We start from the raw sequence: 26588 nt of genomic DNA on the forward strand, positions 1-26588 counted from the left end.
CGCCCCGGTGACCCGGGAGCGTGCCGAGCCCCCTGAGGCGGCCGGATCCCCGGTCGCCTCAGGGGGCTCGCCGGTGCTCCGCCGCCGGGGCGACCGGTACCCCGGCGGTCGCGGGGCCCTCCGCCGGACCGTTCTCCCCGGCGCGGTCCGCCGGCTGCCCGTCCGAGCAGACCCGTGGCTCCGCCCACCGCGCCGACCGGCTGTCCGCCTCGTGCCAGGGGTCGAACCTGTTGAGGAGGATGTCGAGCCCGTAGGAGTCGTCTGCGGGAGCCCGGTCACGGGCCTGGCGCCCGGCACCCGCCCTCGCCGCCCCGGCCGCCTTACGGTCGGCCCGCGCCGCCTTACGGTCGGCCTTGGCCGCCTTGCGCTCCGCCCGCGCGGACTTCCGGTCCGGCGCCGCGACGGACTTCCGGTCCGGCTCGGCGGCCCTCCGCCCCGGCGTGACGGTCGCGAGCCCCGGCGGCGGCGCCGCGGCCTCCGGCTCGGCGGCCTCGCGCTCCGCGCGCCGGGCCTTCCGTGCCGGGCGGCGCTCCGCCCCGTCCCGCGCCCGGCCCCGCTTCCGCCGGGCGTGCAGTCGGCAGGCGCGCAGCAGGAGGGCGACGGGGAGACCGGTCAGGGCGGTCCAGGCGGTGGCGGCGAGACCGGTGAGCCACCAGGACGGGCCGAAGAGCGCGAGGCTCCCGGTGCCCAGGGCGCCGCCCGCCAGCGCGGCCAGTGCCGCCGTGAGAGCGCCGCACGCCCCGGCCGCGAGGACGGCCACGCCCAGGGTGGTCCGGCGCCGCCAGGGGCGCCCGGCGTCCGGGCGCACCGCGGCGTGGGCCACGTACCGGCCGAGCAGCACCCCCGCGAGGACCGGACCGGCGGCGACGGACCAGGTCAGCGGGGTGCCGGGGCCGGGTGCGGGGAGGGCGGCGAGGAGCGGGAAGTGCGGGAGGACGGCCGGTGCCGTGGTGCCCAGCGGGGCGGCGAGGGTGCCCGCGCCCGCGGTGAAGCCCGGCCCCAGGGCGTAGGCGGCGCCCCAGACGGCCGCGTTGGGGAGGAGGGCGAGGCAGAGCAGCAGCACGGTGCCGCGGCCGACCCAGTCGGGGGCGAGGACGAGGAGGTCACGCCGGGCGGCTCCGGCGTGCAGGACCAGACCGGCGAGGGTGAGCACCGCCCCGGAGCCGAGCAGTGTGAGGGTGGCGGCGGTCGCCGCCCGGCGCACGGCCGTCCCCCGCGCGCCGCACAGGCGGCCGCGCGCGCCCGGCGGCCGCGCCGCGTCCCCTCCGGGCTCCCCGTGCCCGTACCACACGCTGAGGGCGAGCGTGCCGGCGACGACGGCGGGGATCCAGAGTGCGGCGCCGATCGGGTCGACGCGCAGCGGGCCCGCCGAGGCGTAGCCGACGGCACCGGCGGTGACCAGCAGATATCCGGCGAACAGCGCCGCCAGCCGGACGGCGGGCGACGGGTGGGGGGAGGCGGACGGGGCGGTGCCGAAGCCGTCGTCCGGGGCGCGGAGGAGGTGGCGGGCGGACCGGTGGAGCAGCCAGACGGGCAGCGCGGCGAACAGCAGCGGGGTGAGCGCCACCGGGACGGGTGCACCGGTGAGCGCGACGGTGCGGACCAGGCCGGCGCCGTGCGCCAGGAGCCACAGATCGGCGGCGAGGTGCAGGGCCTCCGCGGGATCGCCGCCGGGGTAGGGCGAGGCGACCCAGACCAGGAGCACCGCGACGGTGACCGCGCCGAGGCCGAGCCCGGCGGCCGTCATCCCGCCGAAGAGGGCCGCGCCGAGCGCGGAAGGGCCCCGCGCGGCGGGGCCGAGCGCGGCGGGGCGGCCGTGCGGGAACGTTCCGGTGCCCCGGTCGGTCAGCTGGCTCACGGCGCCATGCTGCCAACAACACCCGTTTCATCCGCGTAGTGACCAAATGACCGACGTGTCGCACATGATCCGCTTATCTGGTTTTTCACACTGTTCTTGTGTCCGGATATCCCCGATCCCCCGACCCCCTGACCGCCCCCGGGGCCCCTTCGCCCGGCGGCCCCCTTGTGCACCACGTACCGCGTACCGCCGGAGCGCCGGGACGCGTGGAGAGGACGGCATGAGTCACCGCAGACGACAGCAACCGGACCGACGGGCCCCCGAAAGCCACCCGCGGCGCCCCCCGGCCCGGCGGAACCCCGACCCGGCGGCGCCCCCCGGTCCCCCGCCCGGCGCCGAGCCGGAGGAACGGCGCCCGCGTCCCGCCCCGGACCGCCCGGCCCCGGAGCCCCACGCCACCCGACCGGCCCCCGCCGCCGACCGCCCCCGCCCCGAGCCCGACCCCGCTCTCGACGACACCGCCGAGCTGCCGATCCTCACCGGCGACCCGGCGGACACCATGGAGTTCCCGGTCGTCACCATCACCCCGCCCCGGCCCGGCGTCCGGACCGGTCCGGGCCCGGGCCCCGCGCAGGACCCCGGCGCCGCCGCCGTCGCCGCGTTCGACACCCTCTACGCACGCCATGCGGAGCCCCTGGTCCGGCAGGCGTATCTGCTCACCGGGCGGCCCCGGCGCGCACAGGAGGCGGTCGAGCGGGCGTTCCGGCTGGCGTGGCAGCGCTGGCCCGAGGTGGCCGTCGACCGCGACCCGGTCAGCTGGGTACGGGCCGCCGCCCACGAGTACGCGCTGTCGCCGTGGCACGGGCTGCGGACCGGCACCCGGACGGCGGAGCGCCCCACGCCCACCGCGCCCGCGCCACCACCCGCCGACCCCGCCGACCGGGCGCTCCTCGGCGCCCTGCTGGAGCTGCCCGCCCCCTACCGGCGGGCCCTGGTCCTGCACGACGGCGTCGGGCTCGGGCTCCGCGCGACCGCCGCCGAGGTCGAGGCGAGCATCCGGGCGGCGGCAGGCCGGCTGACGCACGCCCGGTCGACGGTCGCGGAGCGGGTGCCCGAACTGGAGCTGTCCGGCCGGTCGCCGGACCGGCAGGGCGCGATCCTGCACGACCGGCTCACCGCGCTCGCCGCCACCCAGCCGGTGGCCCCGCCCGCCCCCGAAGCGGTACGCGACGGCAGTGATCTGAGCGTGCGCCGACTGACCTACGGTGCGCTCGGGCTGACCGGTCTGCTCGCCGCCACCACCGTTTTCGCGCTGGTCACCGCCGTATGGCACGAACAGCCCGCGCCGCCACCGCACCCCCGGGCGTCCGCCCCCGCCCGGCCCGCCTCGGCCCCGGGCACCCACCGGCCGCCCCAGGACGCCGCCCAGGCCCCGCCCGGCAGCCCGGCGCCCGACGCCGGTGCGGACGGACCCGGGGACGACCCGGCCGCCCGGGACGACGGGTCCGACGCGGCGGACGACGGCGACGGCAAGCCCGTCCGCCCCTCCCCGCCGCCCGGCGGCCACCCCGGCCCCCGGCCGGCCCCGGGCACCGTCCCGTCCGCCGCCGCGCGGAAGGGCGCCACACCCCGCGCGGCCCCACCGCCCGGACCGGCCCCATCCGGACCGGCCGCGCCGCCGTCGCCCGCGGCGGCCACGCCGAAAGCGGCCGCGCCACCGGCCGTCCCCGGGCCCGCCACGCCCCGGGCCGTCCCCCCGCCGGCGGCCCAACCGTCCCCGCCGTCGCCCCGCTGACGGGGAAACGACACCGGGCCCGCACCCCCCGGAGGGGTACGGGCCCGGTGTCACCGGAAGGCTGCCGTCAGCCGACGAGGATCTCGCGGGCCAGGCGGGCGGTCTCCGAGGGGGTCTTGCCGACCTTGACGCCGGCGGCCTCCAGGGCCTCCTTCTTCGCCTGGGCGGTGCCGGAGGAGCCGGAGACGATGGCGCCGGCGTGGCCCATGGTCTTGCCCTCGGGCGCGGTGAAGCCCGCGACGTAGCCGACGACCGGCTTGGTGACGTTGGCCTTGATGAAGTCGGCCGCACGCTCCTCGGCGTCGCCGCCGATCTCACCGATCATGACGATCAGCTCGGTCTCCGGGTCGGCCTCGAATGCCTCCAGAGCGTCGATGTGGGTGGTGCCGATGACCGGGTCGCCACCGATGCCGACGGCCGAGGTGAAGCCGATGTCACGCAGCTCGTACATCATCTGGTAGGTCAGCGTGCCGGACTTCGACACCAGACCGATCTTGCCGGGCTTGGTGATGTCGCCCGGGATGATGCCGGCGTTGGACTGGCCGGGGGTGATCAGACCGGGGCAGTTCGGACCGATGATCCGGGTCTTGTTGCCCTTGGTCTTGGCGTGCGCCCAGAAGGCGGCGGAGTCGTGGACCGCGATGCCCTCGGTGATCACGACGGCGAGACCGATCTCGGCGTCGATCGCCTCGACGACGGCGGCCTTCGCGAACTTCGGCGGCACGAAGATGACGGAGACGTCGGCGCCGGTCTTCTCCATCGCCTCGGCGACGGAGCCGAAGACGGGCACCTCGGTGCCGTCGAAGTCGACCTTCTCGCCGGCCTTGCGGGGGTTCACGCCGCCGACGATGTTGGTGCCGTCACCGAGCATGAGCTTGGTGTGCTTCATGCCGGTGGCGCCGGTCATCCCCTGGACGATGACCTTGCTGTCCTTGGTGAGGAAGATAGCCATGGTGGTGTCTGACCTCGTCCCTTACTTCGCAGCCGCGAGCTCGGCGGCCTTGTCGGCCGCGCCGTCCATGGTGTCCACGCGCTGCACCAGCGGGTGGTTGGCGTCGCTGAGGATCTTGCGACCCAGCTCCGCGTTGTTGCCGTCGAGGCGCACGACCAGCGGCTTGCTGACGTTCTCACCCTTGGACTTCAGAAGCTCCAGGGCCTGGACGATGCCGTTGGCGACCTCGTCACAGGCGGTGATGCCGCCGAAGACGTTGACGAAGACGGACTTGACGTCCGGGTCGCCGAGGATGATCTCCAGGCCGTTCGCCATGACCTCGGCGGAGGCGCCGCCACCGATGTCGAGGAAGTTGGCGGGCTTGACGCCACCGTGGTTCTCACCGGCGTAGGCGACGACGTCCAGGGTCGACATGACCAGACCGGCACCGTTACCGATGATGCCGACCTCGCCCTCGAGCTTGACGTAGTTCAGGCCCTTGGCCTTGGCGGCGGCCTCCAGCGGGTTCGCCGCGGCCTTGTCCTCCAGGGCGTCGTGCTCCGGCTGGCGGAACTCGGCGTTGGCGTCCAGGGACACCTTGCCGTCGAGGGCGAGCACGTCACCGGAGGCGACCTTGGCCAGCGGGTTGACCTCGACGAGGAGCGCGTCCTCGGCGACGAAGGTCTTCCAGAGGGTGACCAGGACGTCGGCGACCTTGTCGGCGACCTCGGCCGGGAACTGCGCCGCGGCGACGATCTCCTGGGCCTTCTCCTTGGTGACGCCCTCGTTGGCGTCGACCGGGATCTTGGCGAGCTTCTCGGGCGTGGTCGCCGCGACCTCTTCGATGTCCATGCCACCGGCGACGGAGGCCATGGCCAGGAAGGTGCGGTTGGTCCGGTCAAGGAGGTACGAGACGTAGTACTCCTCGGCGATCTCGGGAGCGGTCTCCGCGATCATCACCTTGTGGACCGTGTGGCCCTTGATGTCCATGCCGAGGATGTTGGTCGCGTGCTCGACCGCCTCGTCGGGGGTGGCGGCCAGCTTGACGCCACCGGCCTTGCCGCGGCCGCCGACCTTCACCTGCGCCTTGACGACCGACTTGCCGCCCAGACGCTCGGTCGCCTCGCGGGCTGCCTCAGGCGTGTCGATGACTTCACCGGCCAGCACCGGTACACCGTGCTTGGCGAAGAGGTCCCTCGCCTGGTACTCGAACAGGTCCACGCGCGTCCGTCCCTTGTCTTCTCAGAATCGCCGTAGTGATCGCGGGTCGTTCTCTGCGATGGGCGTGCCGCGAAGGGCAACGTGACGGCGCTGTCACAGGGGAGGCGTACACGGTGACCGAATACGCGGCATGTCCGTCTCGCAGGTTATCGCCGCAGGCCGTGCGGCCCTAAATCACAGCTCACGCTGGAGCGGTGATTACGGTCACAGAATCCCAGGCAGCACCCGTACGGAGCCCTTGGACCGGCGGTTTCCCGGCGCCCGGCCACGTCGCTGTGGAACGCCTCACGTCACCGCCCGAACGGCCCCCGCCACGAAATCCGCACCCGATTCCGGCCACCTGCGCCTTCCTGGGGGGCAGGTCCACAGGGACGGGCCCGTACGGCGTCCGGCGCCCGGCCCGGTGCGGACGGCGCACAACCGTCCGGTGCACTACCCACCGCCCGCCTGGGTACAAGGGGAGTGCCCGGCCCGGGGCCGGGTGCCCGCGCCGTCCGGCCGCTTCTCCGAGTGGCCGACGCGCGGCCGCCGGAACCGGCCGCCGCACCTCGCTGCGACGGCCACATCCACTGCATGGGGGAGATCGATGGCGACACCGCTGACCGCGTCCGGCCTGCTCAAGGCGTTGCGCGACGAGGGGCTCACCGTCCACGAGGTGCGCGACTGGCGCACTCACAACCGCAACGCGAAGGGCGCCTGGGGGCCGCTGAACGGCGTGATGATCCATCACACCGCCACGGAGGGCACCGACGACTCCGTCGCCCTCTGCTACGAGGGCCGGCCGGATCTGCCCGGTCCGCTGTGCCACGGGGTGATCGACAAGAAGGGGGAGGTCCACCTCGTCGGCAACGGCCGCGCCAACCACGCCGGGCTCGGCGACGGCGACGTGCTGCGCGCCGTCGTCCGCGAGAGCGACCTGCCGCACGACAACGCGTCCGACACCGACGGCAACCCGCACTTCTACGGCTTCGAGTGCATCAACCTCGGTGACGGCGACGACCCGTGGCCCGAGGCGCAGATCCGGGCGATCGTCCGGGCGTCGGCGGCGCTCTGCCGCGCCCACGGCTGGGGCGAGGGCTCCGTCATCGGCCATCTGGAGTGGCAGCCGGGCAAGGTCGACCCGCGCGGCTTCTCCATGGACACCCTGCGCGCCCGCATCCGCGCCCGTCTCGCCCGGCCGGCCCACGCCGACGAGACGGAGGACGGCGGGGAGACCGAGGGCGGCGGGCGGCCCGCGTCCCACGCGCCGTTCCCCGGGGCGGACTTCTTCCGGTCCGGCACCAGCAGCCCGGTCGTCACGGCGATGGGCGAACGGCTGGTGGCCGAGGGCTGCGGTCACTACCAGCAGGGCCCGGGCCCGGAGTGGACCGACGCCGACCGCGACTCGTACGCGGCCTGGCAGCGGAAGCTCGGCTTCAGCGGCGGTGACGCGGACGGCGTCCCGGGGCCGGTGAGCTGGGAACGGCTGCGGGTCCCCGCTTCGTAACACCGGTCGCGCGGGCCCGGACGCAGGGCCTGGCTCCGGCCCCGGGTCCGCGCGTGGCTCCGGGGCCGGGGCACCGCCGTCGGCCCGGCCCTGGACATGACGATGCCGGGTGGCCCTCCCCCACAGAGGGCCACCCGGCTGTTCATGGCGCGATGTCACCCGCGCAGGGGCGGCATCGCGGTGTTACCGCCGTCAGACGCCCTGGGCCGGGAGCGCGGGCACACCCGGGAGCGAGGGCACGGCGTCACCGGTGGGCACACCGGGGACCGACGGCACACCGGCCGGGACACCCGGGACCGAGGGAACCGAGGGGACGCCCGGGACGGAGGGAACGGCCGGGACGCCCGGCAGCGCCGGGATGGCGGCCGGGTCGGTCAGGTCGGCGGGCACGGTGCCGGCGGGCAGCAGCGTCACGATGATGTTCTGCACAGCGGCCGGGTTCACCCCGTCGACGGTCCGCTCGGCGGCCGGGAGGACGAGGACCGACGCACGGTCGAGGACGGCACCGGAGGCACCGGGGAGCACGGACGTGCCCGGCAGCACGGACTTACCGGGCAGCGCGGGCTTGCCCGGCAGCGCCGGCACGGACGGCACGGACGGCACGGTCGAGGTGGCCGGAACGGCCGGGACCGAGGGAACGGCCGGGACCGAGGGGACGCCGGGGACCTTGGGCAGGCCCGGCTTCGCGGGCAGCGCCGGAACGGACGGCACCTGACCGGTCAGCCGGGTCAGGTCGGCCACGTCGGTCAGACGGGTCAGGTCGGCGGCGCCGGCCACCCGGGTGAGCTGCGCCGGGTCGGCCAGGTTCGTGAGCTGCGCCGGGTCGGCCAGGTCGGCGCCGGGGAGGGCGCGGGTCAGGTCCTCCTGGAGACGGCCGTACTGGTCGCCCTTGGCGATCGTGGCGTGGATACCGCCCAGGGCGTTGAGCACCGGGCCCAGACCGTCGGTGGCGGGCAGCGCCGGGACGCCCGGAACGGTGGGCAGGTCAGGGGTGGCCGGCACGCCCGGGGTCGCGGGGAGGGAGCCCGTGGTCTTCTTCGCCGCCTTCGACAGGTCGGCCGGGACACCGTGCACCGCGGGGACGGAGCGCGGCGCCTTCTTCGCGGCGTCCGACAGCTCGGCCGGAACGCCGGGGGTCGCGGGCAGGGTGTGCCGGACCTTCTTCGCCGTCTTCGACAGACCGGCGGGGAGGTCCTTCCCGGCGGGAACGGCCGGAACGGTGTCCGACACCTTCTTCCCCGCGTCGGTCAGCGAGCCGACGGCGGGCAGCTCCGAAGTGGCGGGCAGTTCGGCGGCGTTGGCGGAGACGGCACCGAGGGCCAGCAGACCGGTGGCGGTGGCGGCGACGGCGATGGAACGACGGATGGCGATACGCATGGAAGGGTCCTTCGAATTCAGGGGTGTACGGGCAGACCTGTGCCGCCCCCGCGCGGCAGGTCGGAAGAGACGCGGAACGGTCTGCCCTAGCCCGGGAATTCGAGGATGTCGTGGGGACGGTGACGCGTCGGCGCGCCCTCCGCCCGGTGCGCACCGCCGGGCATCCGCCCGGTGTACGCGGTCTCCGCCACGCATGCGGCATGCTGATCGCCACGGGGACCGTGACCGTCGCCCATGCTCGACGAGGAGGGGACGAACGCCCCTCTGGAAAGCGGCGCCACGGCACCGTCCCGGCTCGGCGCACCCGGCGCACGAGCGGCGCTGCGCGCCCCCTCGGCGCCCTTCGCCCACACCTCGTCGGCGCCTGAAGCGTTCGCCTTCTTCGCAGGTCCGACGCGATGCGCCGGGCTCTGCGGGATGCCGTGCGGAGCGCCGCCGTGCTGCGGCCGGCCGCCGTCCCCGGGGTGCCCCGGGTGCGTACCGGACGGCTGCGGCAGCACGGCACCCGCCGCACCGCCCACCTGCCGTACGAGGCCGGTCACCGGGTCGACGACGTGGACGGCGCGCTCGGCGGCGGGCCGTACGGCGTCGGCGAGTTCACCTGCCGCGGCCCGTGCCTGATGTTCGGTCGCCGCGCCCGCCTGGGCCCCCTGCCGCTCGACGGCGGCTTCGGAGGGCTCCAGCCGGTCCGGCGACGCGGTCCGGGTGGCGGCCCGGACCGGTGCCGCCGCCTCGGCCGTGGCCTTGGCGGGCGAGACCGTCGTCCGGTCCGCGGGCACGGCCCGGACCTGCGACGACGGCTGGTCGACGGTCGCTCCGGCAGCCGCCGGGGAGAGCGCCCCCGGCAGGCCCGCCGTGCGGTCGTCCGCGTGGGCGCCGGGGCCGAAGGCGAAGCCGAGGGCCACGAAACCCACCAGGAAGAGCCCCGCCAGCAGCGCACGCCGCACGGCCACGGTGCGCGGCAGGCGCACGGCGGCAGGCAGGACGAACGCAGCAGACAAGGGAGAAGACCTTCCCAGAAGGACGGAGACACCGGGCAGGGGCCACGGCGTCGCTCTCGTCACGGGTGATCAAGCGATGAACTGATCCTTGCACGAGAGGCCAGGGCCCCCGCAAGTCCCCTCGGCACTCCTGTCGCGTTCCTCCGCCATGTCCGGTATGACGTGCGAACGGCTTTCGATTTACCGGTGAATTGGCGTCGACGCGGGGAAGGGGCCAGGGGTGACGCTCCCTCACCTGTGCCACGGAGTGCGGGTCGCAACCGTCGGGCGCCGGGGAGCTTCCGGACCGGGGTCACCCAGCTCCGGACACACCGAAGCCGGGTGATCCTCCCCCACAGAGGACCACCCGGCGGTTCGGGGCACCGGTGCGCTCAGACGCACCGGCGGCAGGGCGGCACGGCGTCACCGGCGTACCGTGGTGGTGCCGCTGCCGGCACCGTCGGCGACGAAACGCCGCCGTGCGGGCTCAGCTGTGCCGGGCGGGGATGCCCGGGATGCTGGGGACCGTGGGGTCGAGACTGCCTGCCTCGCAGTTACCGTACTGGTCGCAGAGGACGGGGCCGCTGCCCTCTTCGGCGGGGATACGGGGAATGAGCTCCCCCTCGTCACCGGAGCGGGGCGACGCCTGCTGCGTCACGAAGAAACCGGTCGGCTCCTCCGGGTCCGTACGGCAGACCTCGCCGGGGGCGGGGTCGCAGTCGTCGCTCGACGGCAGGGCCGCACGGCCGCCGTCGGTGGCGGTGGCGACGGAGCTCCAGACACCCCGGTTGGTCTTCTCCGCGGGGGTCAGGTCGCTGTCGGCGTGGGCGGCGGTCGCGCCGAAGGCGACCAGGCCGGCAGCGGCGGCGGTGAGGGCCAGGGAACGGCGGACGGGGTGACGCATGGTGACGTTCCTTCACTTCTGAAGCTGACGGGGCGCCCTGCCCGTCCCGTGCGCCGGATCGCCGGCGAGCGGGTGGTACAGGCACACAACCGGCCTCCCCCAGCAGCCCGTTGGCGACGGCCACCGACGAAGTCGGACGTGCGTGGTGCGGGTGCGCCGTATCCGTCGGACACCGATCGCCCTTGCACCGTGCGCACACGGGCAGGGGTGACGGAGGTGACGGAGACGGGGAGTGCTTCCCAGCGGGACGGGGGCGGTCACGGTCCGGAACCGTGGTGCCGCTCCCGTCGTGGGCGATACGGCGACCTTGCCCGCCCCGGCAGCCGCGCCGCAAGGACCCGTGGGACGACCCGTCACCGTTGCTCCGGCATGTCCGGTATGAATAGGGGGCGCTTTTCGATTGCGGCGGCCATGACATCGGGGAAGCGATCAGGTGTGCAGGCGAAGGCCGGTGCGCCCAGGGCCGCCAACGCCGCCGCATGCTCCCGGTCGTAGGCGGGCGCGCCCTCGTCGGACAGTGCCAGCAGACAGATGAACTGGACCCCCGACGCCTTCATCGCCGCCACCCGCCTGAGCATCCCGTCGCGGATACCGCCCTCGTAGAGATCGCTGATGAGGACGACGACGGTGTCGGCGGGGCGGGTGATGCGGGACTGGCAGTAGGCGAGCGCGCGGTTGATGTCCGTACCGCCGCCGAGTTGGGTGCCGAAGAGGACGTCGACCGGGTCGTCGAGCTGGTCGGTGAGGTCGACGACGGACGTGTCGAAGACGACCAGCCGGGTGTCGAGGGTCCGCATCGAGGCGAGCACCGCGCCGAAGACCGAGGCGTGGACGACGGATGCGGCCATGGAGCCGGACTGGTCGACGCAGAGCACCACGTCCTTCCGCACGGACCGCGCGGCACGGCCGTAACCGATCAGCCGCTCGGGGACGACCGTGCGGTGCTCGGGCAGATAGTGCTTGAGGTTGGCGCGGAGGGTGCGGTTCCAGTCGATGTCGTGGTGGCGGGGGCGGGCGGTCCGGGCGGAGCGGTCCAGTGCGCCGGTGAGGGTGGCGCGGGTCCGCGTCGCCAGCCGCTGCTCCAGCTGCGCGACGACCTTGCGGACGACGGCCCGCGCGGTCTCCCTCGTCGTCTCGGGCAGGGCCTTGCGGAGCGTGAGCAGGGTGCCGACCAGGTGGACATCCGCCTCGACCGCCTCCAGCATCTCCGGCTCCAGCAGCAGCCCGGCCAGACCGAGGCGGTCGATGGCGTCGCGCTGCATGATCTGGACGACCGGGGAGGGGAAGTACGTACGGATGTCGCCGAGCCAGCGCGCCACTCCGGGGGCGGACGCGCCGAGCCCGGCGGCGCGGCGGCCCCCGGCGGCCCGGTCTGCGCCGTCCCGCGCGGCACCGTCCCGTCCGTAGAGCGCACCGAGCGCCTCGTCCATCGCCCGGTCCCGGCCGCGGAGTTCGCGTCCGGTGCCGTCCGCCGCTCCCCCGCCGAGCACCATCCGCCAGCGCCGCAGCCGCTCATCGGCGGGGAGGGTGGGAGAGGTGCCGGTGGAGACGGCATCTGTGGGCGGCGTCGCGGGGGCAGGGTGCGGGTCCGTGCGGTCGGTGGCGTTCAACATGCCTTCCCCAAGGGATCGTTGACGTGCAGGGCGGGGTCGAGCAGCAGGTGGAGGGTGGGCAGGACGGCGGCGGCGCGGTCACGGTCGAGACCGGGGCCGAAGCCCGGTACCGGCACGGCGTCGTCCGGTCCCGCGGTCCGGCCGGACCCCGGCGCCTGCGGTACGAGGGCGGGGCCGCGGCGTATCTGCTCGCCGAGGGCGCGGCGCACCCCGGGCCCGTACGCGGCGAACGTCCGGCGCAGCAACGGGAGTACGTCCGTGAACGCCTCGGGCGATACCCGGGTCAGCCACCCGTCGACGAGCGCCAGCAGCCGCTCGTCGTGGACCAGCACCATGCCGTCGCCGTCCCTGCCCCCGGCGAACCCCTCGATCCAGCCGGCCGCGTCCGCGGGCGGGGCGGCGGACGACAGGGCGAGGCCCATCAGCCGCTCCGCGCCACCGTCCCCGAGCCGCCCGTCGTCGCGCAGCAACCGCACGGCCCGCCCCCGGAGCAGCCCCGGGACGCGCTCCCGTTCGGCGACGGCGCGCAGCGCCCCCGCCCAGCGGTCCGCGGCGGTGGGGGCGGAGCCGGCGGCGGAGTCCCCCGTTTCCTCTTCGGTCCCGGCTCCCTCGGCGGGCTCCGGGCGGCTCAGCAGGGTGACCGCCCGATGGGTGGCGTCGAGGTGGTCGCGCATCTCGGTGGCGGCGCCGGCGTCGAGACCGGCGCAGGCGGGTGGCAGGCCGACGAAGATCCGCTCGGCCAGGCCCGCGGCCACCTCGCGCAGCGCCGCGCCGTCCGTGCCGCGTACGTCGCCGTACCGGACGGCGCGGACGAGGGCGGGGAGCGCCCCGGCCAGCCGGCCGACGTCCGTGTCCAGTGCGGCGCGGTCCGCCAGTGCCCGCATGACGTGCGGCAATGCCTCCGGTAGCGCGGCGAGCAGACAGCGCTCGGCGACGTCGGTGACCTCGGCGAGCGCGGTGGCGGACGCCGCGTCCGCTGCGGCCTTCGCGGTGGCCGCCGACCGCACCGTCGTCCCCCAGATCCCGGCCTCGGCGACCTTCACCGACAGTTCGGGCTCCCAGCGCAGCCGCCAGGTCTCGCGGAACGTACCGGTGGTGGCGCGGGACCGGACCGGCTCACCCCAGGGGATGCCGAGGAGCCGCAGCCGGTGCAGCAGGCGGCTGCGCCCGGCGTCGGTCTCCTTGCGCAGATCGAGCTCCACCTCGCGCTCGGCCGCCGCCGGTTTGAGGCGCAGGGTGCGGGCGGTGCGGTCCAGATCGCGTTGCAGGGGGACGGCGGGTGCGTCGTCGGGCACCTCGCCGAGGGCGTCCCCGATCACGAGCCGGTCGTGGATCAGCGCGGTGGGGACGTCGGAGCCGTCGCCCAGCACGGCGCGGATCGCGTCGGTGGTCTCGGCGAGCCCGGGGAGCGGCCGGCCGCGGACCGCGGCGAGCCCTTCGGCGAGGCGTACGGCCTCGATGACATGGGCCGGGGAGACGGCGTAGTCCTCCTCGCGGAGCAGCCCGGCGGCCCGGGTCAGCCAGCGCTCGACGGGCCGGTCGGGCACCCGGAAGAGGTGGCCGTACCAGCCGGGCGAGGCGATTCCGGCGCCGTATCCGCTGTGCCGGGAGAGGCGGCGGTGGGTCCAGGGCACCCAGGTCAGCTCGGTCTTGACCTTGGGCAGGCCGGACAGGAGCCGGCGGTCGGCGGCCACCGTCGTACGGCGGGTCAGCGCCGGGACGTGCCAGGCGCCGCAGACGACGGCGACGCGGTCCCCGAACTCCCGCCGGGCGGCCCGGACCCGCAGCCGCATATGGGCCTCGCGGACCGGGTCGTGCGGGTGCCCGCCGTCGCCGTACGTCTCGCGCAGGGCGGCCATCGCCTCGGCGACCGCCGCGAACGGCGCCAGGGCGTCCGCCGCCCCGGACCCGCCCGCCGTACGGTGCTCGACGACGTCCTCCCACCACGCCTCGGCGTCGTCGTACCCGGCGGCCCGGGCGAGCGCCCCCAGCGGGTCGGTCCGCAGCGCGGCATCCGGCGCGGCGGGGGCGGGCGCGCCGCCGAGCGCCTCCTCGGGACCGGGCTCCGGCTCCTGGCCGGGCACTTGGCCGGCCTCCTGGCCAAGCTCCGGCTCCGGGCCGGGACCTGGCTCCTGGCCGGGATCTGGCTCGGCCATCGCCAGGGAGTGGGCGGCCGGGAGGTCGATGAAGCGGACCGGGACCTCCCGCTCCAGGGCCCAGCGCAGCGCCACCCACTCCGGGGAGAACTCCGCCAGCGGCCAGAACGCCGACCGCCCCGGGGCGTCCCGGACATGGGCGAGCAGGGCGACCGGCGGGCGCATCCCGGGGTGCCCGGCGAGCGGCACCAGGGCGTCCGCCTCCGGCGGCCCCTCGATGAGCACCGCGCACGGGTCGCTCTGCTCCAGGGCGGCGCGCACCGCCCGCGCCGAGCCGGGGCCGTGGTGCCGCACGCCGAGCAGCACCGGCTCCGCGGGCGCGGTCCCGCGTCCGCCGCCGGGCCCACCCGCGCCACCGGGCCCGTTCATCCCGCCGGACCCGCTCATGCCGTCACCTCCCGGCAGGCGCGGTAGAAGTCCTTCCAGCCGTCCCGCTCGCGGACGACCGTCTCCAGATACTCCTGCCAGACGACCCGGTCCGTGGCCGGATCGCGGACGACGGCACCCAGCAGACCGGCGGCCACATCACCGGGGCGCAGCACCCCGTCCCCGAAGTGCGCCGCCAGCGCCAGGCCGTTGGTCACCACGGAGATCGCCTCGGCCGTGGACAGCGTCCCGGACGGCGACTTGACCTTGGTGCGTCCGTCCTCCGTCACCCCGTCGCGCAGCTCGCGGAAGACGGTGACGACCCGCCGTATCTCGTCCAACCCCTCGGGGACGGCCGGGAGATCCAGCGAACGGCCCAGCTGCCCGACCCGGCGGGAGACGATCTCCACCTCGGCGTCGGGCGTCCCGGGCAGCGGCAGGACGACGGTGTTGAAGCGGCGGCGCAGGGCGCTGGAGAGGTCGTTGACCCCGCGGTCGCGGTCGTTGGCCGTCGCGATCAGGTTGAAGCCGCGGACCGCCTGCACCTCCTCGCCCAACTCGGGGATGGGCAGGGTCTTCTCGGACAGGATCGTGATGAGGGTGTCCTGGACGTCGGCCGGGATACGGGTCAGCTCCTCGATGCGGGCGGTCGCACCGCACGCCATCGCCCGCATCACCGGACTGGGCACCAATGCCTCCCGGCCGGGGCCGTCGGCGAGGAGGCGGGCGTAGTTCCAGCCGTAGCGGATCGCCTCCTCGGGGGTACCGGCGGTGCCCTGGACGAGCAGCGTGGAATCGCCGCTGACCGCGGCGGCCAGATGCTCCGACACCCAGGTCTTCGCGGTCCCCGGCACCCCCAGCAGGAGCAGCGCGCGGTCCGTGGCCAGCGTCGTCACCGCCACCTCGACGATGCGGCGCGGCCCGACGTACTTCGGCGTGACGACCGTGCCGTCCGGGAGCGTGCCGCCGAGGAGGTAGGTCGCCACCGCCCACGGCGACAGGCGCCAGCGCTCCGGCCGCGGCCGGTCGTCGGCGGCGGCCAGCGCGGCGAGTTCGTCCGCGAACGTCTCCTCGGCATGTGGACGCAGCACCGCTCCCCCGGCGCCGCCGTCCGCCCCCTTCGGCATCCGCTCGCGCGGCTCCTGACGCGCTCCGCCCGGCGTCTGCGCCGCCGCCTCTTCCGTCGTCTTCCACCCGTCCGCGGACATGGCTCCCCCTCATCGAACGAACTGCCGCCGACGCCCGGCAGGCGGTCGGCCGCTTGCGGATCCCACTCTGCACCCGACCACTGACAACGCCTCCGAAACCGCCTCCGACCTGCGCCTTCTCTCCGCGCCGGGGCGATTGTCAGTGGCGGGTCGTAGCGTCGGTGACATGAATCCGCAGGGGGAACGCTGGACGACGGATCAGGTGCTCGCGCTCGCGCCTGACGAGGCATCACGCACGGCGGGCGGCAGGCTCGCCGGGCCCGAGCCGTGGTCGCGGGCGGGCGCGGACGGCGACGCCGTGTGGGGGCTGTGCGAGGGCAGCGGCCGGACGCCGTACCACACCGTCGTCGACCTCACCGGCCCCGCGTACCGGTGCAGTTGCCCGAGCCGGAAGTTTCCGTGCAAGCACGCGTTGGGGTTGCTGCTGCTCTGGTCCGGCGGCGACGCGGTTCCCGCCGGTGCGCCGCCGCCCTGGGCGGACGAGTGGCTGACGGGCCGCCGGGAGCGGGCCGCCGGCGGCGCGGCCGCACCACCTGACGGCGGAACGTCCGCCCGCCCCACCGCCGGCACGGAGCCCGCGGCCCGCCGCGCGGCGCGGCGGGCGGCCCGGATCGGCGCGGGCGCGGCGGAGCTGGAGCAGCGGTTGGAGGACCTGCTGCGCACCGGGCTCGCCGCGGCGGAGGGCGCCGGTTACGCCTCCTGGGACGAAACGGCCGCCCGCATGGTGGACGCCCAGGCCCCCGGACTCGCCTCCCGAGTCCGCGAGTTGGGTGCCCTGTCCGCTGCGGGCGGCGACCGGCCCGCCCGCCTGCTGGAGGAATGCGCTCTGCTCCACCTCCTCGACCAGGGCTTTCTCGCCGTCGAACGGCTGCCGCCCCCGCTCGCCGCGACGGTCCGCGCCCGGGTGGGCCTGACGACGGACACCGCCGAGCTGCTGACCGGCCCCGAGGCGTCACCGGTCCGGGACCGCTGGCTGGTGCTGTCCCAACATGACAGCGACGAGGGCAGGTTGACCGCCCGGCGCATCCACCTGCGGGGTGAGCGGACCGGCCGGATGGCGCTCCATCTCTCCTACTCCGGCGGCGGCCGCCCCCTGGAGCCGACGCTGCCGCCCGGCCTGCTGCTCGACGCCGACCTCGCCTTCTACCCGGGGGCCCGGCCGCTGCGGGCCGCCCTGGGCACGCACCACGCACCGCCGGTCCAGGGTCCGACGCCGTCCGGGTGCGGCATCGACGCGGCGTTGCGTGCTTACGGCGAGGCGCTGTGCGACGACCCCTGGCTGGACTCGTGGCCGGTGGTGCTGGCGGACGTCACGCCCACACCGGGAGACGGCGACTCCGGCTGGCAGCTGGCCGACGCGGACGGCGAGTCCGCGCTGCCGCTCGACCCGCGCGCCCTGGCCCGACCGGGCCTGTGGCAGCTGATCGCGATATCGGGCGGCCGCCCCGTCACGGTCTTCGGCACCTGCGGCCACCGCGGCTTCCTCCCCTTGACCACCTGGGACCCGGAGCCGGTTTCCCTGTGAGGCGGGGCCTGGAGACGGTCCCCCTCGTGAGCGGGGAGCCTGCGCCCGTCACCGCGCAGGACGAGGCGGCCCCGCGCCCGTACCGGAGCGCACCCGAAGCGCCCCGGGCCGCCGCCCCGCCCTCCCTCTCCTCTCCCCACCCGCCCGACGGCTCCGGCCCCACGCCCCGCCCGATGCCCTGGAGTACGGCATGACATCCGCAGATTCCCCTTCTTCGACCGGCTCGGCCGACACCGTCACTCCCCCGCCCGTCCCCTGGTCCGCCCTGGTGAGTGCGGCGTTGCTGGGGACGGAACGGCGGACGCCGCCCGTGATGGTGCGGCCCGGGCGGAGTGCCGCCGCCGCGCTGCTGGACGCGGCCGCCGTCAGCACGGTGCGCCGCCGCGCCGCGCTGCGGCCCGCGCTCGCCGCCGACCGCCCGGCGCCCGCCCCGGACGACCCTCGGCCGGTGATACCTCCGGCCGCCCGCCGCCGGCTGTCGCTGCTGCTCGCGGACCGCGGCGGAGCGGGCGGGAGCAGCCGTCGCGGCACCGCGCCCGACCTCACCGAACTGCTGCCCCAGTGGCTGGCCGCCGCCCAGGCGCACGGCTACCGCGCCCCCGAGGCGCTGCTGCCCGCCCTGCTCGACGCCGCCCGCGCCCGGACCGACCTGCGCCCGGCGGCGCTGGCGCTGGCCGGCCCGCGGGCCCTCTGGCTGGCGCGGTTCCACGCCGACTGGAAGTTCGCCCTGCGCGCCACCGGCAGCGGGGCGGCACCGGGCGCCGAGGACCCGGAGGCGGTGCGGCGCCTGTGGGACGAGGGGCTGTTCGCCGAGCGGGTGGCCCTGCTGACCGCGGTACGGCGGAGCGCACCGGACGCCGGGCGGGAGCTGCTGGCCGGCAGCTGGTCGGCCGAGCACGCCGAGGACCGTCTGCTCTTCCTCGACACGCTGCGCGAGGGCCTGGCAGCGGCCGACGAGGCTTTCCTGGAGCGGGCGTTGGCCGACCGGAGCCGCACGGTCCGCGCCACCGCCGCCGAACTCCTCTCCACGCTCCCGGAGTCCGCCTTCGCCGCGCGGATGGCGGCCCGCGCCCACGCCTGCGTCAGCCTCGCCCCCGGTGCGGCCGGTCCCGCCGACCCGGGCATCGGGGTGACGCCACCGCGCACCTGTGACGAGGGGATGCGGCGCGACGGCGTGGCCGCCAAGGCCCCCTCGGGGCGGGGCGAACGCACCTGGTGGTTGGCTCAGTTGGTGGAGGCGGCGCCGCTCCACCGCTGGTCCGAGCGGTTCGGTGGCCGTGCTCCGGAGGACATCGTCGCCCTCCCCGTGGCGGACGGCTGGCGCACCGAGCTGCACGACGCCTGGTGCCGTGCGGCGATCCGGCAGCGGGATCCCGCCTGGGCGCGGGCCCTGCTGGGCGCCCCCGGTGCGGCATCCGAGGACGCCGAGGGCGGCTCGGGCGGCTCGTCGCGTGACACGGCGAAGCTGCTGACCGTCCTGCCCGCCGGGGAACGCGCCGCGTGGGTGGCGGGGTTCATCGCGGCGCACGGTCTGGCCGATGCGTTCCGGATGCTGGGGGTCTGCGCCGTGCCGTGGGCCGAACCGCTGGGCCGGTCGGTGGTCGACGCGTTGGACATCGCACGGGACGCCGGCAGCTACCCCTGGAGCTTCAGCGGCGTGATGGGCCTGGCCGAACGTTGCCTGGACCCGGCCGCGGCGGACCGTCTGGACATGCTGACGGCGGTCACCGACGAGCCGGAGGGCGCGTCCCCGGGCTCCGGGGGCTACTGGGCCGAGGCGTTCCAACGCCTCGTCGGCACCCTCCGCCTCCGCGCCACCATGCTCGCCGAACTCGCCGACGCCCCTGCTGCGGGGAAGCCCGACGGTGCCTCGGCCCCCGACGGCCGTCCCGCAGCCGGAACGGGGTGAGCAGCCGTGCCCGACACCCCGCGGTGTCCCGTCCGGCGGCGGTCGTACCGCCCACCCCAGCCGGGACGCGTCGCCTCACCTGCCGGGAGGCCGGGCCCGCGCGCGGCCTCAGGCAGAGAGGGACCGCACGTTCGCGGTCACCCACTCCACGATCGCGGTGGTGGTGGCGCCGGGGGTGAAGATCTCCGCGACGCCCTGTTCCTTCAGCGGCGCGATGTCCGCCTCCGGGATGATGCCGCCGCCGAAGACCTTGATGTCGTCCGCGTCGCGCTCCTTGAGCAGCGCGATCACCTTGGCGAAGAGGGTGTTGTGGGCGCCGGAGAGGATCGACAGGCCGATGGCGTCGGCGTCCTCCTGGATCGCGGTGTCGACGATCTGCTCCGGAGTCTGGTGCAGACCGGTGTAGATGACCTCCATACCGGCGTCGCGCAACGCCCGTGCGATGACCTTGGCGCCCCGGTCGTGTCCGTCCAGCCCCGGCTTGGCCACCACGACGCGGATCGGCCCCGCCGTACCGGCCGTGCCGCGGGCGTCCGCCTGCGCCTCGTCATGCCGTGCCACACCCATAACCGCCTCCAAGTCATGCACGGCACGTCGTGTGTGCCGCCGAGCCGACAACCGATCGCGCGGCCGTCCGGTCCGGTGGCCGCAAGTGAACGAACGTTATCGCCAGCATCGCGCACCCGGCGGTCCCGTGACATGCGGGGAGGGGGAAATCACACGCGAACACCCCTGCCGCGGCCCGATGTCCGGCCCCCCGCGCGGAACGGGCGCGCCGCGCGGCCCCCGCACGCCGTCCGCACCCGCCCGCGGCGCCGACACGGCACCCCGGCGGAATGCACCCGGCATTCACGGAACCCTTCGCCCGCACCGTTCCCGGAGCACCATCGCCACCAAAAGATCGATATCAAGCCATCCCTTGCCATTCCGTGGCGCGATATCCGCATTCGATATCGCCACGAACGGCATGCCCGGAACGCGCCGGATACGGCAAGGGAATTCCGGCCCCGCCGGCCCGGTCACCGCACGTGCGCCGGGTTCCACGCCCGTGCGCTCTCGAACGGGACACCAAGAGAAGGCATGGATGCCCCCGAAAGGCGACCAAATGCCCACCCCGGTCCCACCCGAAACCTGAGGAAGATTGTCGGCGTCGCGTACCGCCGGGTACAGTCGCCGCTAATTCTCCTGCTGCCGAGGCGAAAGAGAAGCTGGTGGTGAACGACCGTCACCCGTCGGAGGGTCCGCTCCCGACAGGCCCCGCTCCCGACGCCTCGTACGGGCACTCCGCCGCGTACGACTCATACGGGCAGCAGCATCCCGCGGCCGGTTATGCCGGTTACGACGGCGGTGATCCGCTCTTCGGTTCCCTGCCCGCCGACTACGGCACCGGGCCGTATCCGACGGCCGGTTACGGCGGCGAGCCGTACGGCACCGGCGCCTACGACACCGGTTCCTACGCCGCGTCCTCGTACGGCACCGGCACGCACGACACGGGCGCCTACCCCACCGTCGGGTACGACACGACCGGTTACGACACCGGCGCGCACCACACCGTGAGCTACGGGAACGGCTACGGCACGGACGCGCAGGCCGGCGGTTACGACCCGTACGCCCACACCGGCCACGAGACGCCCGGCGCCGGCACCTCTGCGTACGGCTACGACGACGGGTACGGCACCCACACCGGCGCCTACGCGACCGGCACGCACCACGCCGGCTACGGAACCGGCACCTACGACACCGCCGGACCCGTCGCGGACGCACCCGGCACCGGCACGTACGACTACGCCGGTGACCCCCTCGGCAGCGGCGGCTTCTCCATCGGCGCCGGCCGTTACGACACCACCGGGTACGACGACCGGACGGCCTACGGCACCGGCGGCTACGAGGCGACCGCCACGGCCGCGCAGCCCGTCCTCACCGAGGACATCGGGCACGGCGCGGCCGGGCACGACGCCACCGCCGTGTGGCCGGTCCTCACCGAGGACGCCGGGCACGACGTCGCCGGGCACGACGCCACCGCCGTGTGGCCGACGATCGACCAGGCGGCCACCGCGATCATCCCGGCGCAGAGCGGCCCCCCGGCCGTCGACGCACTGCCGCACGAGCCCGCCGAACCGCCGCGGCCCGAGGCCGGGTCCCCGGGGTCCGGTTCGGGGGCGCGCGCCGCCGCGGTCGCCGACGCGATGACCCAGGCGGTCCCGGTCGTCCCGTCCGACCTCACCGACGACGCCCCCGACCACGGCCGGGCCGCCGCCCCCTCCGGGCGCAGCCGCAGCCGCCGCCGGACGGCGAAGCGCTCGGCGCTGCTGACCATCGCGGTGCCCTCGGTCGCCGCCCTCGGTGTCTGCGCCGCCGCGGCGGCCACCGTCGGCAGCTTCGGCGGGGACGAGAAGGACGAGGCGGCGCAGGCGGCGCCGGAGGCCGGGGGCGTCAAGCCGTCGACGGCCAACAGCAAGCTCGACACCCAGCTCGCCGGACTCAGCGCCGGGGCCGACGACTTCGCCGACCGGGCGAGCCGCACCCAGGAGCGCATCGACCTCAAGGCCCGGCAGGTCGCCGAGAAGAAGCGCAAGGAGGATGAGGCGCGGCGCAAGGAGGCCCTGCGCCCGAAGTTCCTGCTGCCGGTCTCGCAGCACGGGCTGAGCGCGCTCTTCGGTCAGGCGGGCGTCAACTGGATGTCCGTCCACACCGGCATCGATTTCCCCGTCCAGTACGGCACCCCCGTGATGGCCGCGACCGACGGCACCGTCCGCACCCAGTGGAACTCCGCCTACGGCAACATGGCGATCGTGACGTCACCCGACGGTACGGAGACGTGGTACTGCCACCTCAGCAGCACCAAGATCCGCTCCGGCTCGGTCAAGGCCGGGGACCAGATCGCGTACTCGGGCAGCTCCGGCAACTCCACCGGCCCGCATCTGCACTTCGAGGTGCGGCCGGGCGGCGGCTCGCCGATCAACCCGCTGCCGTGGCTGCAGAGCCACGGGCTCAACCCCAACTGACGTCCGGCGCCCGCCGGTCACTCCGGCAGGCGCCCGCGTGGTGGCCCGGCCCCCTGAGGGCCGGGCCTTTTTCACAGCTTCTCGACCGGGGCGTACCGCAGCAGCAGCCGCTTGGGCTTCTCACCGCCGAAGTCGATCGTCGCCTCGGCGTTGTCCCCGCTGCCCTTGACGCCGGTGACCGTGCCGAGGCCGAAGCTGTCGTGGGTGACGCGGTCGCCGACGGTGAGCGCCACCGCCGGGCGGTCGTTGCCCCGCCGGGTGGCGAACCCGCTGGGGCCGCTCTTGGCCCGCGGTGTACCGAAACCGGAGCTGAGACCGCCGCCGCCCCCGCTGCCGCCGGAGCGCATACCGCCCATCGTCGCGGACGGGGTCGCCGGGCCGGTGCGCCGCCAGTCGACGAACGACGCGGGGATCTCCTCCAGGAACCGCGACGGCGGGTTGTACGACGGCTGTCCCCAGGCGCTGCGCATCGTGGAGCGGGTGAGGTAGAGGCGCTCGCGGGCGCGGGTGATGCCGACGTAGGCGAGGCGGCGCTCCTCCTCCAGCTCCTTGGTCTGGCCGAGGGCGCGCATGTGCGGGAAGACGCCGTCCTCCATGCCGGTGAGGAAGACGACCGGGAACTCCAGCCCCTTGGCGGTGTGCAGGGTCATGAGCGTGACGACGCCGCTGCCGTCCTCGTCCTCGTCGGGGATCTGGTCGGAGTCGGCGACCAGTGCGACCTGCTCCAGGAAGTCGGCGAGCGTGCCACCGGATACGGGCTCCTCCGCATCGGCGTCCGCGCCCTCCGCGGCGGGGCCGGCCACGCGGTCCTGCTCGAACTCCAGGGCCACGGCGGCGAGTTCCTGGAGGTTCTCGATCCGGGTCTCGTCCTGCGGGTCGGTGGAGGACTGCAGCTCGGCCAGGTATCCGGTGCGCTCCAGGACCGCTTCGAGGACGGTGGCCGGTCCGGCGCCGGACTCGACGATGGTGCGCAGCTCTTCCATCAGGGTGTTGAAGCGCCGGACGGCGTTGGCGGAGCGGGCGGCCATGCCGTACGCCTCGTCGACGCGGCGCAGCGCCTGGGGGAAGCTGATCTTCTCGCGGAGTGCCAGGGCGTCGATCATCGCCTCGGCGCGGTCACCGATGCCGCGCTTGGGGACATTGAGGATCCGGCGGAGCGGGACGGTGTCCTCCGGGTTGGCGAGCACCCGCAGGTACGCGAGGATGTCGCGGACCTCCTTGCGCTCGTAGAAGCGGACGCCGCCGACGACCTTGTAGGGCAGTCCGACGCGGATGAGGATTTCCTCGAAGACGCGGGACTGGGCGTTGGTGCGGTAGAAGATCGCGACGTCTCCGGCGCGGGCGTCCTTCGCGTCGGTGAGGCGGTCGATCTCCTCGGCGACGAACTGGGCCTCGTCGTGCTCGGTGTCGGCGACGTACCCCGTGATGCGGGGGCCCTCGCCGGCTTCGGTCCAGAGGTTCTTGGGGCGGCGGTTCTCGTTCCGCTCGATGACGGCGTTGGCGGCGGAGAGGATGGTCTGGGTGGAGCGGTAGTTCTGCTCCAGCAGGATCGTCGTGGCGTCCGGGTAGTCCTCCTCGAACTGGAGGATGTTGCGGATCGTGGCGCCGCGGAAGGCGTAGATCGACTGGTCGGCGTCGCCGACGACGCACAGCTCGGCGGCGGATTCGGCCGGACCGACCAGCTCGCGCACGAGGGTGTACTGCGCGTGGTTGGTGTCCTGGTACTCGTCGACCATGACGTGGCGGAAGCGGCGGCGGTAGTGGGCCGCGACGTCCGGGAACGCCTGGAGGAGGTTGACGGTCGTCATGATGATGTCGTCGAAGTCCAGGGCGTTGGCCTCGCGCAGCCGCGCCTGGTAGAGCGCGTACGCCTGGGCCAGCGTCTTCTCGAAGCCGTCGGCCGCCTGTCCGGCGAAGGTCTCCTCGTCGATGAGCTCGTTCTTGAGGTTGGAGACCTTGGCGCTGAAGGACTTGGGCGGGAACCGCTTGGGGTCGAGATCGAGATCGCGGCAGACCAGGGCCATCAGGCGCTTGGAGTCGGCGGCGTCGTAGATCGAGAACGACGAGGTGAAGCCGAGGTGCTTGGACTCGCGGCGCAGGATGCGGACGCAGGCGCTGTGGAAGGTGGAGACCCACATGGCGTTGGCCCGGGGGCCGACCAGCTCCTCGACGCGCTCCTTCATCTCACCGGCGGCCTTGTTGGTGAAGGTGATCGCGAGGATCTGGCCGGGGTGGACGCCGCGGGCGGCGAGCAGGTGCGCGATGCGGTGGGTGAGCACCCGGGTCTTGCCGGAACCGGCTCCGGCGACGATCAGCAGCGGGCCGCCGGAGTGCACCACGGCGGCCTTCTGGGCGTCGTTGAGCCCTTCCAGGAGCGTGGCCGGGTCGACCGCGGGGCGGGCGGCGCCGTCGCGGTAGTGCGCGTCCCGGGGTACGGGGGCGTCGAACTTCCCGCTGAAGAGGTCGTGCGGGACCTCCTCCGGGGCCGGGCCGTGCTCGTCCTCGGGGGGCGGCGGGGGCTCCTCGTCCTTGGGGGCGAGGTCCGCCAGGAAGCTGTCGTCAAAGAGGCTGCTCATCGCCCACCGAGTCTAGGCCGCCCCACTGACAGTCGGGGCCGGAGCCGGGGAAAGGCCGGAAGTCCGGGGCGTTCCGCTCCGCGTCGCCCCGGGAACCCGGCATTCCACGCAGAAGCCTCGCCCTGCCCACACGAACGTCACCTCATGCACACAGGCCACGAAAAGGTTTCGGGCAAATCGAACATCTGCCTTCACAGGAGCCACACGAGTTGGCTAGGTTCACGCTCGGGCTGCCCGCATCCCGTGGACGACAGCGTCCGCACGGGCCGCCTCCGCCGAGTCCGGCCCTGCCCCACGGCACCCGGAGCCGGGGACCCATCAGCACCACCGGGGTGAATCGGTCGGTACGGCCGCGCGCGTGCGCACGTACGGACCGTAGGGCAAGCCTTCCGTCTGCGACACCGCCCGAACCCGACAGCTAACCCGGTAGGCGGTCCACGGAAGGAGTCGTCGGCCTTGCCGTCGCACCGCAAGCCGCGTACCCGCGTCCTCATCTCGCCCGGCAGCCGCCGGACGGCCGCCGGCCTGACGACCGCGGCCCTCGCCACGGTCACCCTGCTCTCGCAGTCTGCCGAGGCGTCCCCCCGCTCCCCGAAGCCGACCGTCGAAGAGGTCAAGAAGAAGGTCGACACCCTCTACCGCCAGGCCGAGGTCGCGACCCAGAAGTACAACGCCGTCAAGGAGCGCGTCGACGCGCGGCGGTCCGAGGTCAGCGACCTCCAGGACGCCGCGGCGCGCCGCACCGGCAAGCTCAACGAGGCCCGCCGGGAGCTGGGCACCTTCGCCGCCGCGCAGTACCGCAGCGGCGGGGTGAGCACCACCGCGCAGCTGATGTTCTCCAAGGACCCGCAGCAGTTCGCCGACCGCAGCCATCTGATGGAGCGGCTGACCGGGCGGCAGCAGCAGGCCGTCGACGCCTACCAGGAGCAACAGGCCGCCGCCGCCCACCAGCGGGCCGAGGCGACCCGCAGCCTGGACCGCCTCCAGGAGTCGCGGTCCGAGCTGGCCGGCTCCAAGCGGACGGTCCAGGGCAAGCTGGCCGAGGCCCGCCAGCTGCTCTCCGAGCTGACCGCCCAGGAGAAGGCGCGGCTGGCGGAGCTGGAGCGCCAGAAGGAGGAGGCGGCCCGCCGCAAGGCCGAGGAGGAGGAGCGCAAGCAGCACGAGCAGCCCGGCGGCGGCGCGGACACCGGCTCCCCCGGTACGGGCACGACCGACCCGGGCCAGGGCGGCGGCCCGGCCGACGGCTCGTACCGCACCAAGGCCGAGAAGGCGCTCGCGTTCGCCCGCGCCCAGATGGGCAAGCCGTACGTCTGGGGCGCCACCGGCCCCAACTCCTACGACTGCTCCGGGCTGACGCAGGCCGCGTGGAAGGCGGCCGGGGTGAGCCTGCCGCGTACGACGTGGGACCAGGTCAAGGTCGGCCAGCGCGTCGCCACCAAGGACCTCGCCCCCGGTGACCTGGTGTTCTTCTACAACGACATCAGCCACGTCGGGATGTACATCGGCGACGGCAAGATGATCCACGCCCCGAAGCCGGGCGCCAGCGTCCGCATCGAGTCGATCTACTACATGCCGATCTACGGCAGCGTCCGCCCCGCGTGACGCCCCTCGGGGAGGCCGTCGCACCGCGCGCCTCCCCGGTTGCACGGCTCCGGCCCGGTCCCTCGGTGAGGGGCCGGGCCGGAGGCGTACGCGGAGTGTGCCGGGGGCGCGGGGGATGCGGCCGCGCGCCCCGGTC

Annotated in this window: 17 protein-coding genes and 1 riboswitch; of the genes, 6 read left to right on the plus strand and 11 right to left on the minus strand. The window is 74.8% G+C overall.

Going from position 1 to position 26588, the window contains the following annotated elements:
• Window positions 1-58: 58 nt before the first annotated feature.
• Window positions 59-1858: a DUF6350 family protein gene (locus ACF1BH_RS03120; protein WP_391640640.1), complete on the minus strand. Its 1800-nt coding sequence runs from the start codon at window positions 1856-1858 to the stop codon at window positions 59-61.
• Between the two features lie 220 nt (window positions 1859-2078).
• Between ACF1BH_RS03120 and ACF1BH_RS03125 the strand changes: the two genes are divergently transcribed.
• On the plus strand, window positions 2079-3593 hold the full coding sequence (locus ACF1BH_RS03125; protein ID WP_391640641.1) for an RNA polymerase sigma factor: 1515 nt from the start codon (window positions 2079-2081) through the stop codon (window positions 3591-3593).
• Between the two features lie 67 nt (window positions 3594-3660).
• On the opposite strand, the gene sucD is transcribed toward ACF1BH_RS03125, so the two are convergent.
• Window positions 3661-4545, minus strand: coding sequence for a succinate--CoA ligase subunit alpha (gene sucD, locus ACF1BH_RS03130; RefSeq protein WP_391640642.1), 885 nt, complete (start codon window positions 4543-4545; stop codon window positions 3661-3663).
• A gap of 21 nt (window positions 4546-4566) precedes the next feature.
• On the minus strand, window positions 4567-5745 hold the full coding sequence (gene sucC, locus ACF1BH_RS03135; RefSeq protein WP_391640643.1) for an ADP-forming succinate--CoA ligase subunit beta: 1179 nt from the start codon (window positions 5743-5745) through the stop codon (window positions 4567-4569).
• 586 nt (window positions 5746-6331) lie between these two features.
• On the opposite strand from sucC, the gene ACF1BH_RS03140 reads away from it, so the two are divergent.
• On the plus strand, window positions 6332-7231 hold the full coding sequence (locus ACF1BH_RS03140) for a peptidoglycan-binding protein (RefSeq protein WP_391640644.1): 900 nt from the start codon (window positions 6332-6334) through the stop codon (window positions 7229-7231).
• 192 nt (window positions 7232-7423) lie between these two features.
• Here the strand turns inward: ACF1BH_RS03140 and ACF1BH_RS03145 are convergent, their stop codons facing one another.
• The 6 genes from ACF1BH_RS03145 to ACF1BH_RS03170 all read right to left on the minus strand — a co-directional run bounded on the left by ACF1BH_RS03145 (window position 7424) and on the right by ACF1BH_RS03170 (window position 15754).
• Window positions 7424-8608, minus strand: a complete 1185-nt coding sequence (locus tag ACF1BH_RS03145; protein ID WP_391640645.1) for a hypothetical protein — start codon at window positions 8606-8608, stop codon at window positions 7424-7426.
• Between the two features lie 86 nt (window positions 8609-8694).
• Window positions 8695-9609, minus strand: a complete 915-nt coding sequence (locus ACF1BH_RS03150) for a hypothetical protein (protein ID WP_391640646.1) — start codon at window positions 9607-9609, stop codon at window positions 8695-8697.
• A 466-nt stretch (window positions 9610-10075) separates the two neighbouring features.
• Window positions 10076-10492 carry a hypothetical protein gene (locus tag ACF1BH_RS03155; protein ID WP_391640647.1) on the minus strand — a complete coding sequence of 139 codons (417 nt, stop codon included), beginning with the start codon at window positions 10490-10492 and terminating at the stop codon, window positions 10076-10078.
• A gap of 353 nt (window positions 10493-10845) precedes the next feature.
• The gene (locus tag ACF1BH_RS03160; protein ID WP_391640997.1) at window positions 10846-11985 is read right to left on the minus strand and encodes a VWA domain-containing protein; all 1140 of its coding nucleotides are present in this window, start codon (window positions 11983-11985) and stop codon (window positions 10846-10848) included.
• Between the two features lie 113 nt (window positions 11986-12098).
• Window positions 12099-14630, minus strand: a complete 2532-nt coding sequence (locus ACF1BH_RS03165; protein ID WP_391640998.1) for a DUF5682 family protein — start codon at window positions 14628-14630, stop codon at window positions 12099-12101.
• Window positions 14631-14644: 14 nt separating this feature from the next.
• A complete protein-coding gene (locus tag ACF1BH_RS03170) occupies window positions 14645-15754 on the minus strand; it encodes an AAA family ATPase (protein WP_391640999.1) in 1110 nt (369 codons plus the stop codon).
• A gap of 247 nt (window positions 15755-16001) precedes the next feature.
• On the opposite strand from ACF1BH_RS03170, the gene ACF1BH_RS03175 reads away from it, so the two are divergent.
• Entirely contained in the window at window positions 16002-17360 is a 1359-nt protein-coding gene (locus ACF1BH_RS03175; protein WP_391640648.1) for an SWIM zinc finger family protein, read from the plus strand.
• A 190-nt stretch (window positions 17361-17550) separates the two neighbouring features.
• Window positions 17551-19269, plus strand: a complete 1719-nt coding sequence (locus ACF1BH_RS03180) for a DUF5691 domain-containing protein (protein WP_391640649.1) — start codon at window positions 17551-17553, stop codon at window positions 19267-19269.
• Between the two features lie 108 nt (window positions 19270-19377).
• Here ACF1BH_RS03180 and ACF1BH_RS03185 read toward each other — a convergent pair whose 3' ends face one another.
• The gene (locus tag ACF1BH_RS03185; protein WP_391640650.1) at window positions 19378-19836 is read right to left on the minus strand and encodes a cobalamin B12-binding domain-containing protein; all 459 of its coding nucleotides are present in this window, start codon (window positions 19834-19836) and stop codon (window positions 19378-19380) included.
• Window positions 19837-20483: 647 nt separating this feature from the next.
• Here ACF1BH_RS03185 and ACF1BH_RS03190 point away from each other — a divergent pair.
• Window positions 20484-22274: a peptidoglycan DD-metalloendopeptidase family protein gene (locus ACF1BH_RS03190; protein WP_391641000.1), complete on the plus strand. Its 1791-nt coding sequence runs from the start codon at window positions 20484-20486 to the stop codon at window positions 22272-22274.
• Between the two features lie 71 nt (window positions 22275-22345).
• Here ACF1BH_RS03190 and pcrA read toward each other — a convergent pair whose 3' ends face one another.
• The gene (gene pcrA, locus ACF1BH_RS03195) at window positions 22346-24850 is read right to left on the minus strand and encodes a DNA helicase PcrA (protein WP_391640651.1); all 2505 of its coding nucleotides are present in this window, start codon (window positions 24848-24850) and stop codon (window positions 22346-22348) included.
• A 263-nt stretch (window positions 24851-25113) separates the two neighbouring features.
• Window positions 25114-25299, plus strand: a riboswitch (cyclic di-AMP (ydaO/yuaA leader).
• Between the two features lie 7 nt (window positions 25300-25306).
• On the opposite strand from pcrA, the gene ACF1BH_RS03200 reads away from it, so the two are divergent.
• Window positions 25307-26452 (plus strand): NlpC/P60 family protein, encoded by a 1146-nt coding sequence (locus ACF1BH_RS03200; RefSeq protein WP_391640652.1) that lies wholly within the window; start codon window positions 25307-25309, stop codon window positions 26450-26452.
• Window positions 26453-26588 lie beyond the last annotated feature (136 nt).

Source organism: Streptomyces sp. NPDC014733 (assembly GCF_043083385.1).
In the GTDB taxonomy this organism is placed as follows: domain Bacteria; phylum Actinomycetota; class Actinomycetes; order Streptomycetales; family Streptomycetaceae; genus Streptomyces.

Bases quoted from the DNA above. Each gene is read 5' to 3' on its own strand.
- ACF1BH_RS03125 (WP_391640641.1), top strand. From the start codon at position 2,079: ATGAGTCACCGCAGACGACAGCAACCGGACCGACGGGCCCCCGAAAGC.
- sucD (WP_391640642.1), bottom strand. From the start codon at position 4,545: ATGGCTATCTTCCTCACCAAGGACAGCAAGGTCATCGTCCAGGGGATG.
- ACF1BH_RS03140 (WP_391640644.1), top strand. From the start codon at position 6,332: ATGGCGACACCGCTGACCGCGTCCGGCCTGCTCAAGGCGTTGCGCGAC.
- ACF1BH_RS03145 (WP_391640645.1), bottom strand. From the start codon at position 8,608: ATGCGTATCGCCATCCGTCGTTCCATCGCCGTCGCCGCCACCGCCACC.
- ACF1BH_RS03155 (WP_391640647.1), bottom strand. From the start codon at position 10,492: ATGCGTCACCCCGTCCGCCGTTCCCTGGCCCTCACCGCCGCCGCTGCC.
- ACF1BH_RS03160 (WP_391640997.1), bottom strand. From the start codon at position 11,985: ATGGTGCTCGGCGGGGGAGCGGCGGACGGCACCGGACGCGAACTCCGC.
- ACF1BH_RS03165 (WP_391640998.1), bottom strand. From the start codon at position 14,630: ATGAACGGGCCCGGTGGCGCGGGTGGGCCCGGCGGCGGACGCGGGACC.
- ACF1BH_RS03170 (WP_391640999.1), bottom strand. From the start codon at position 15,754: ATGCCGAAGGGGGCGGACGGCGGCGCCGGGGGAGCGGTGCTGCGTCCA.
- ACF1BH_RS03175 (WP_391640648.1), top strand. From the start codon at position 16,002: ATGAATCCGCAGGGGGAACGCTGGACGACGGATCAGGTGCTCGCGCTC.
- ACF1BH_RS03180 (WP_391640649.1), top strand. From the start codon at position 17,551: ATGACATCCGCAGATTCCCCTTCTTCGACCGGCTCGGCCGACACCGTC.
- ACF1BH_RS03185 (WP_391640650.1), bottom strand. From the start codon at position 19,836: ATGGGTGTGGCACGGCATGACGAGGCGCAGGCGGACGCCCGCGGCACG.
- pcrA (WP_391640651.1), bottom strand. From the start codon at position 24,850: ATGAGCAGCCTCTTTGACGACAGCTTCCTGGCGGACCTCGCCCCCAAG.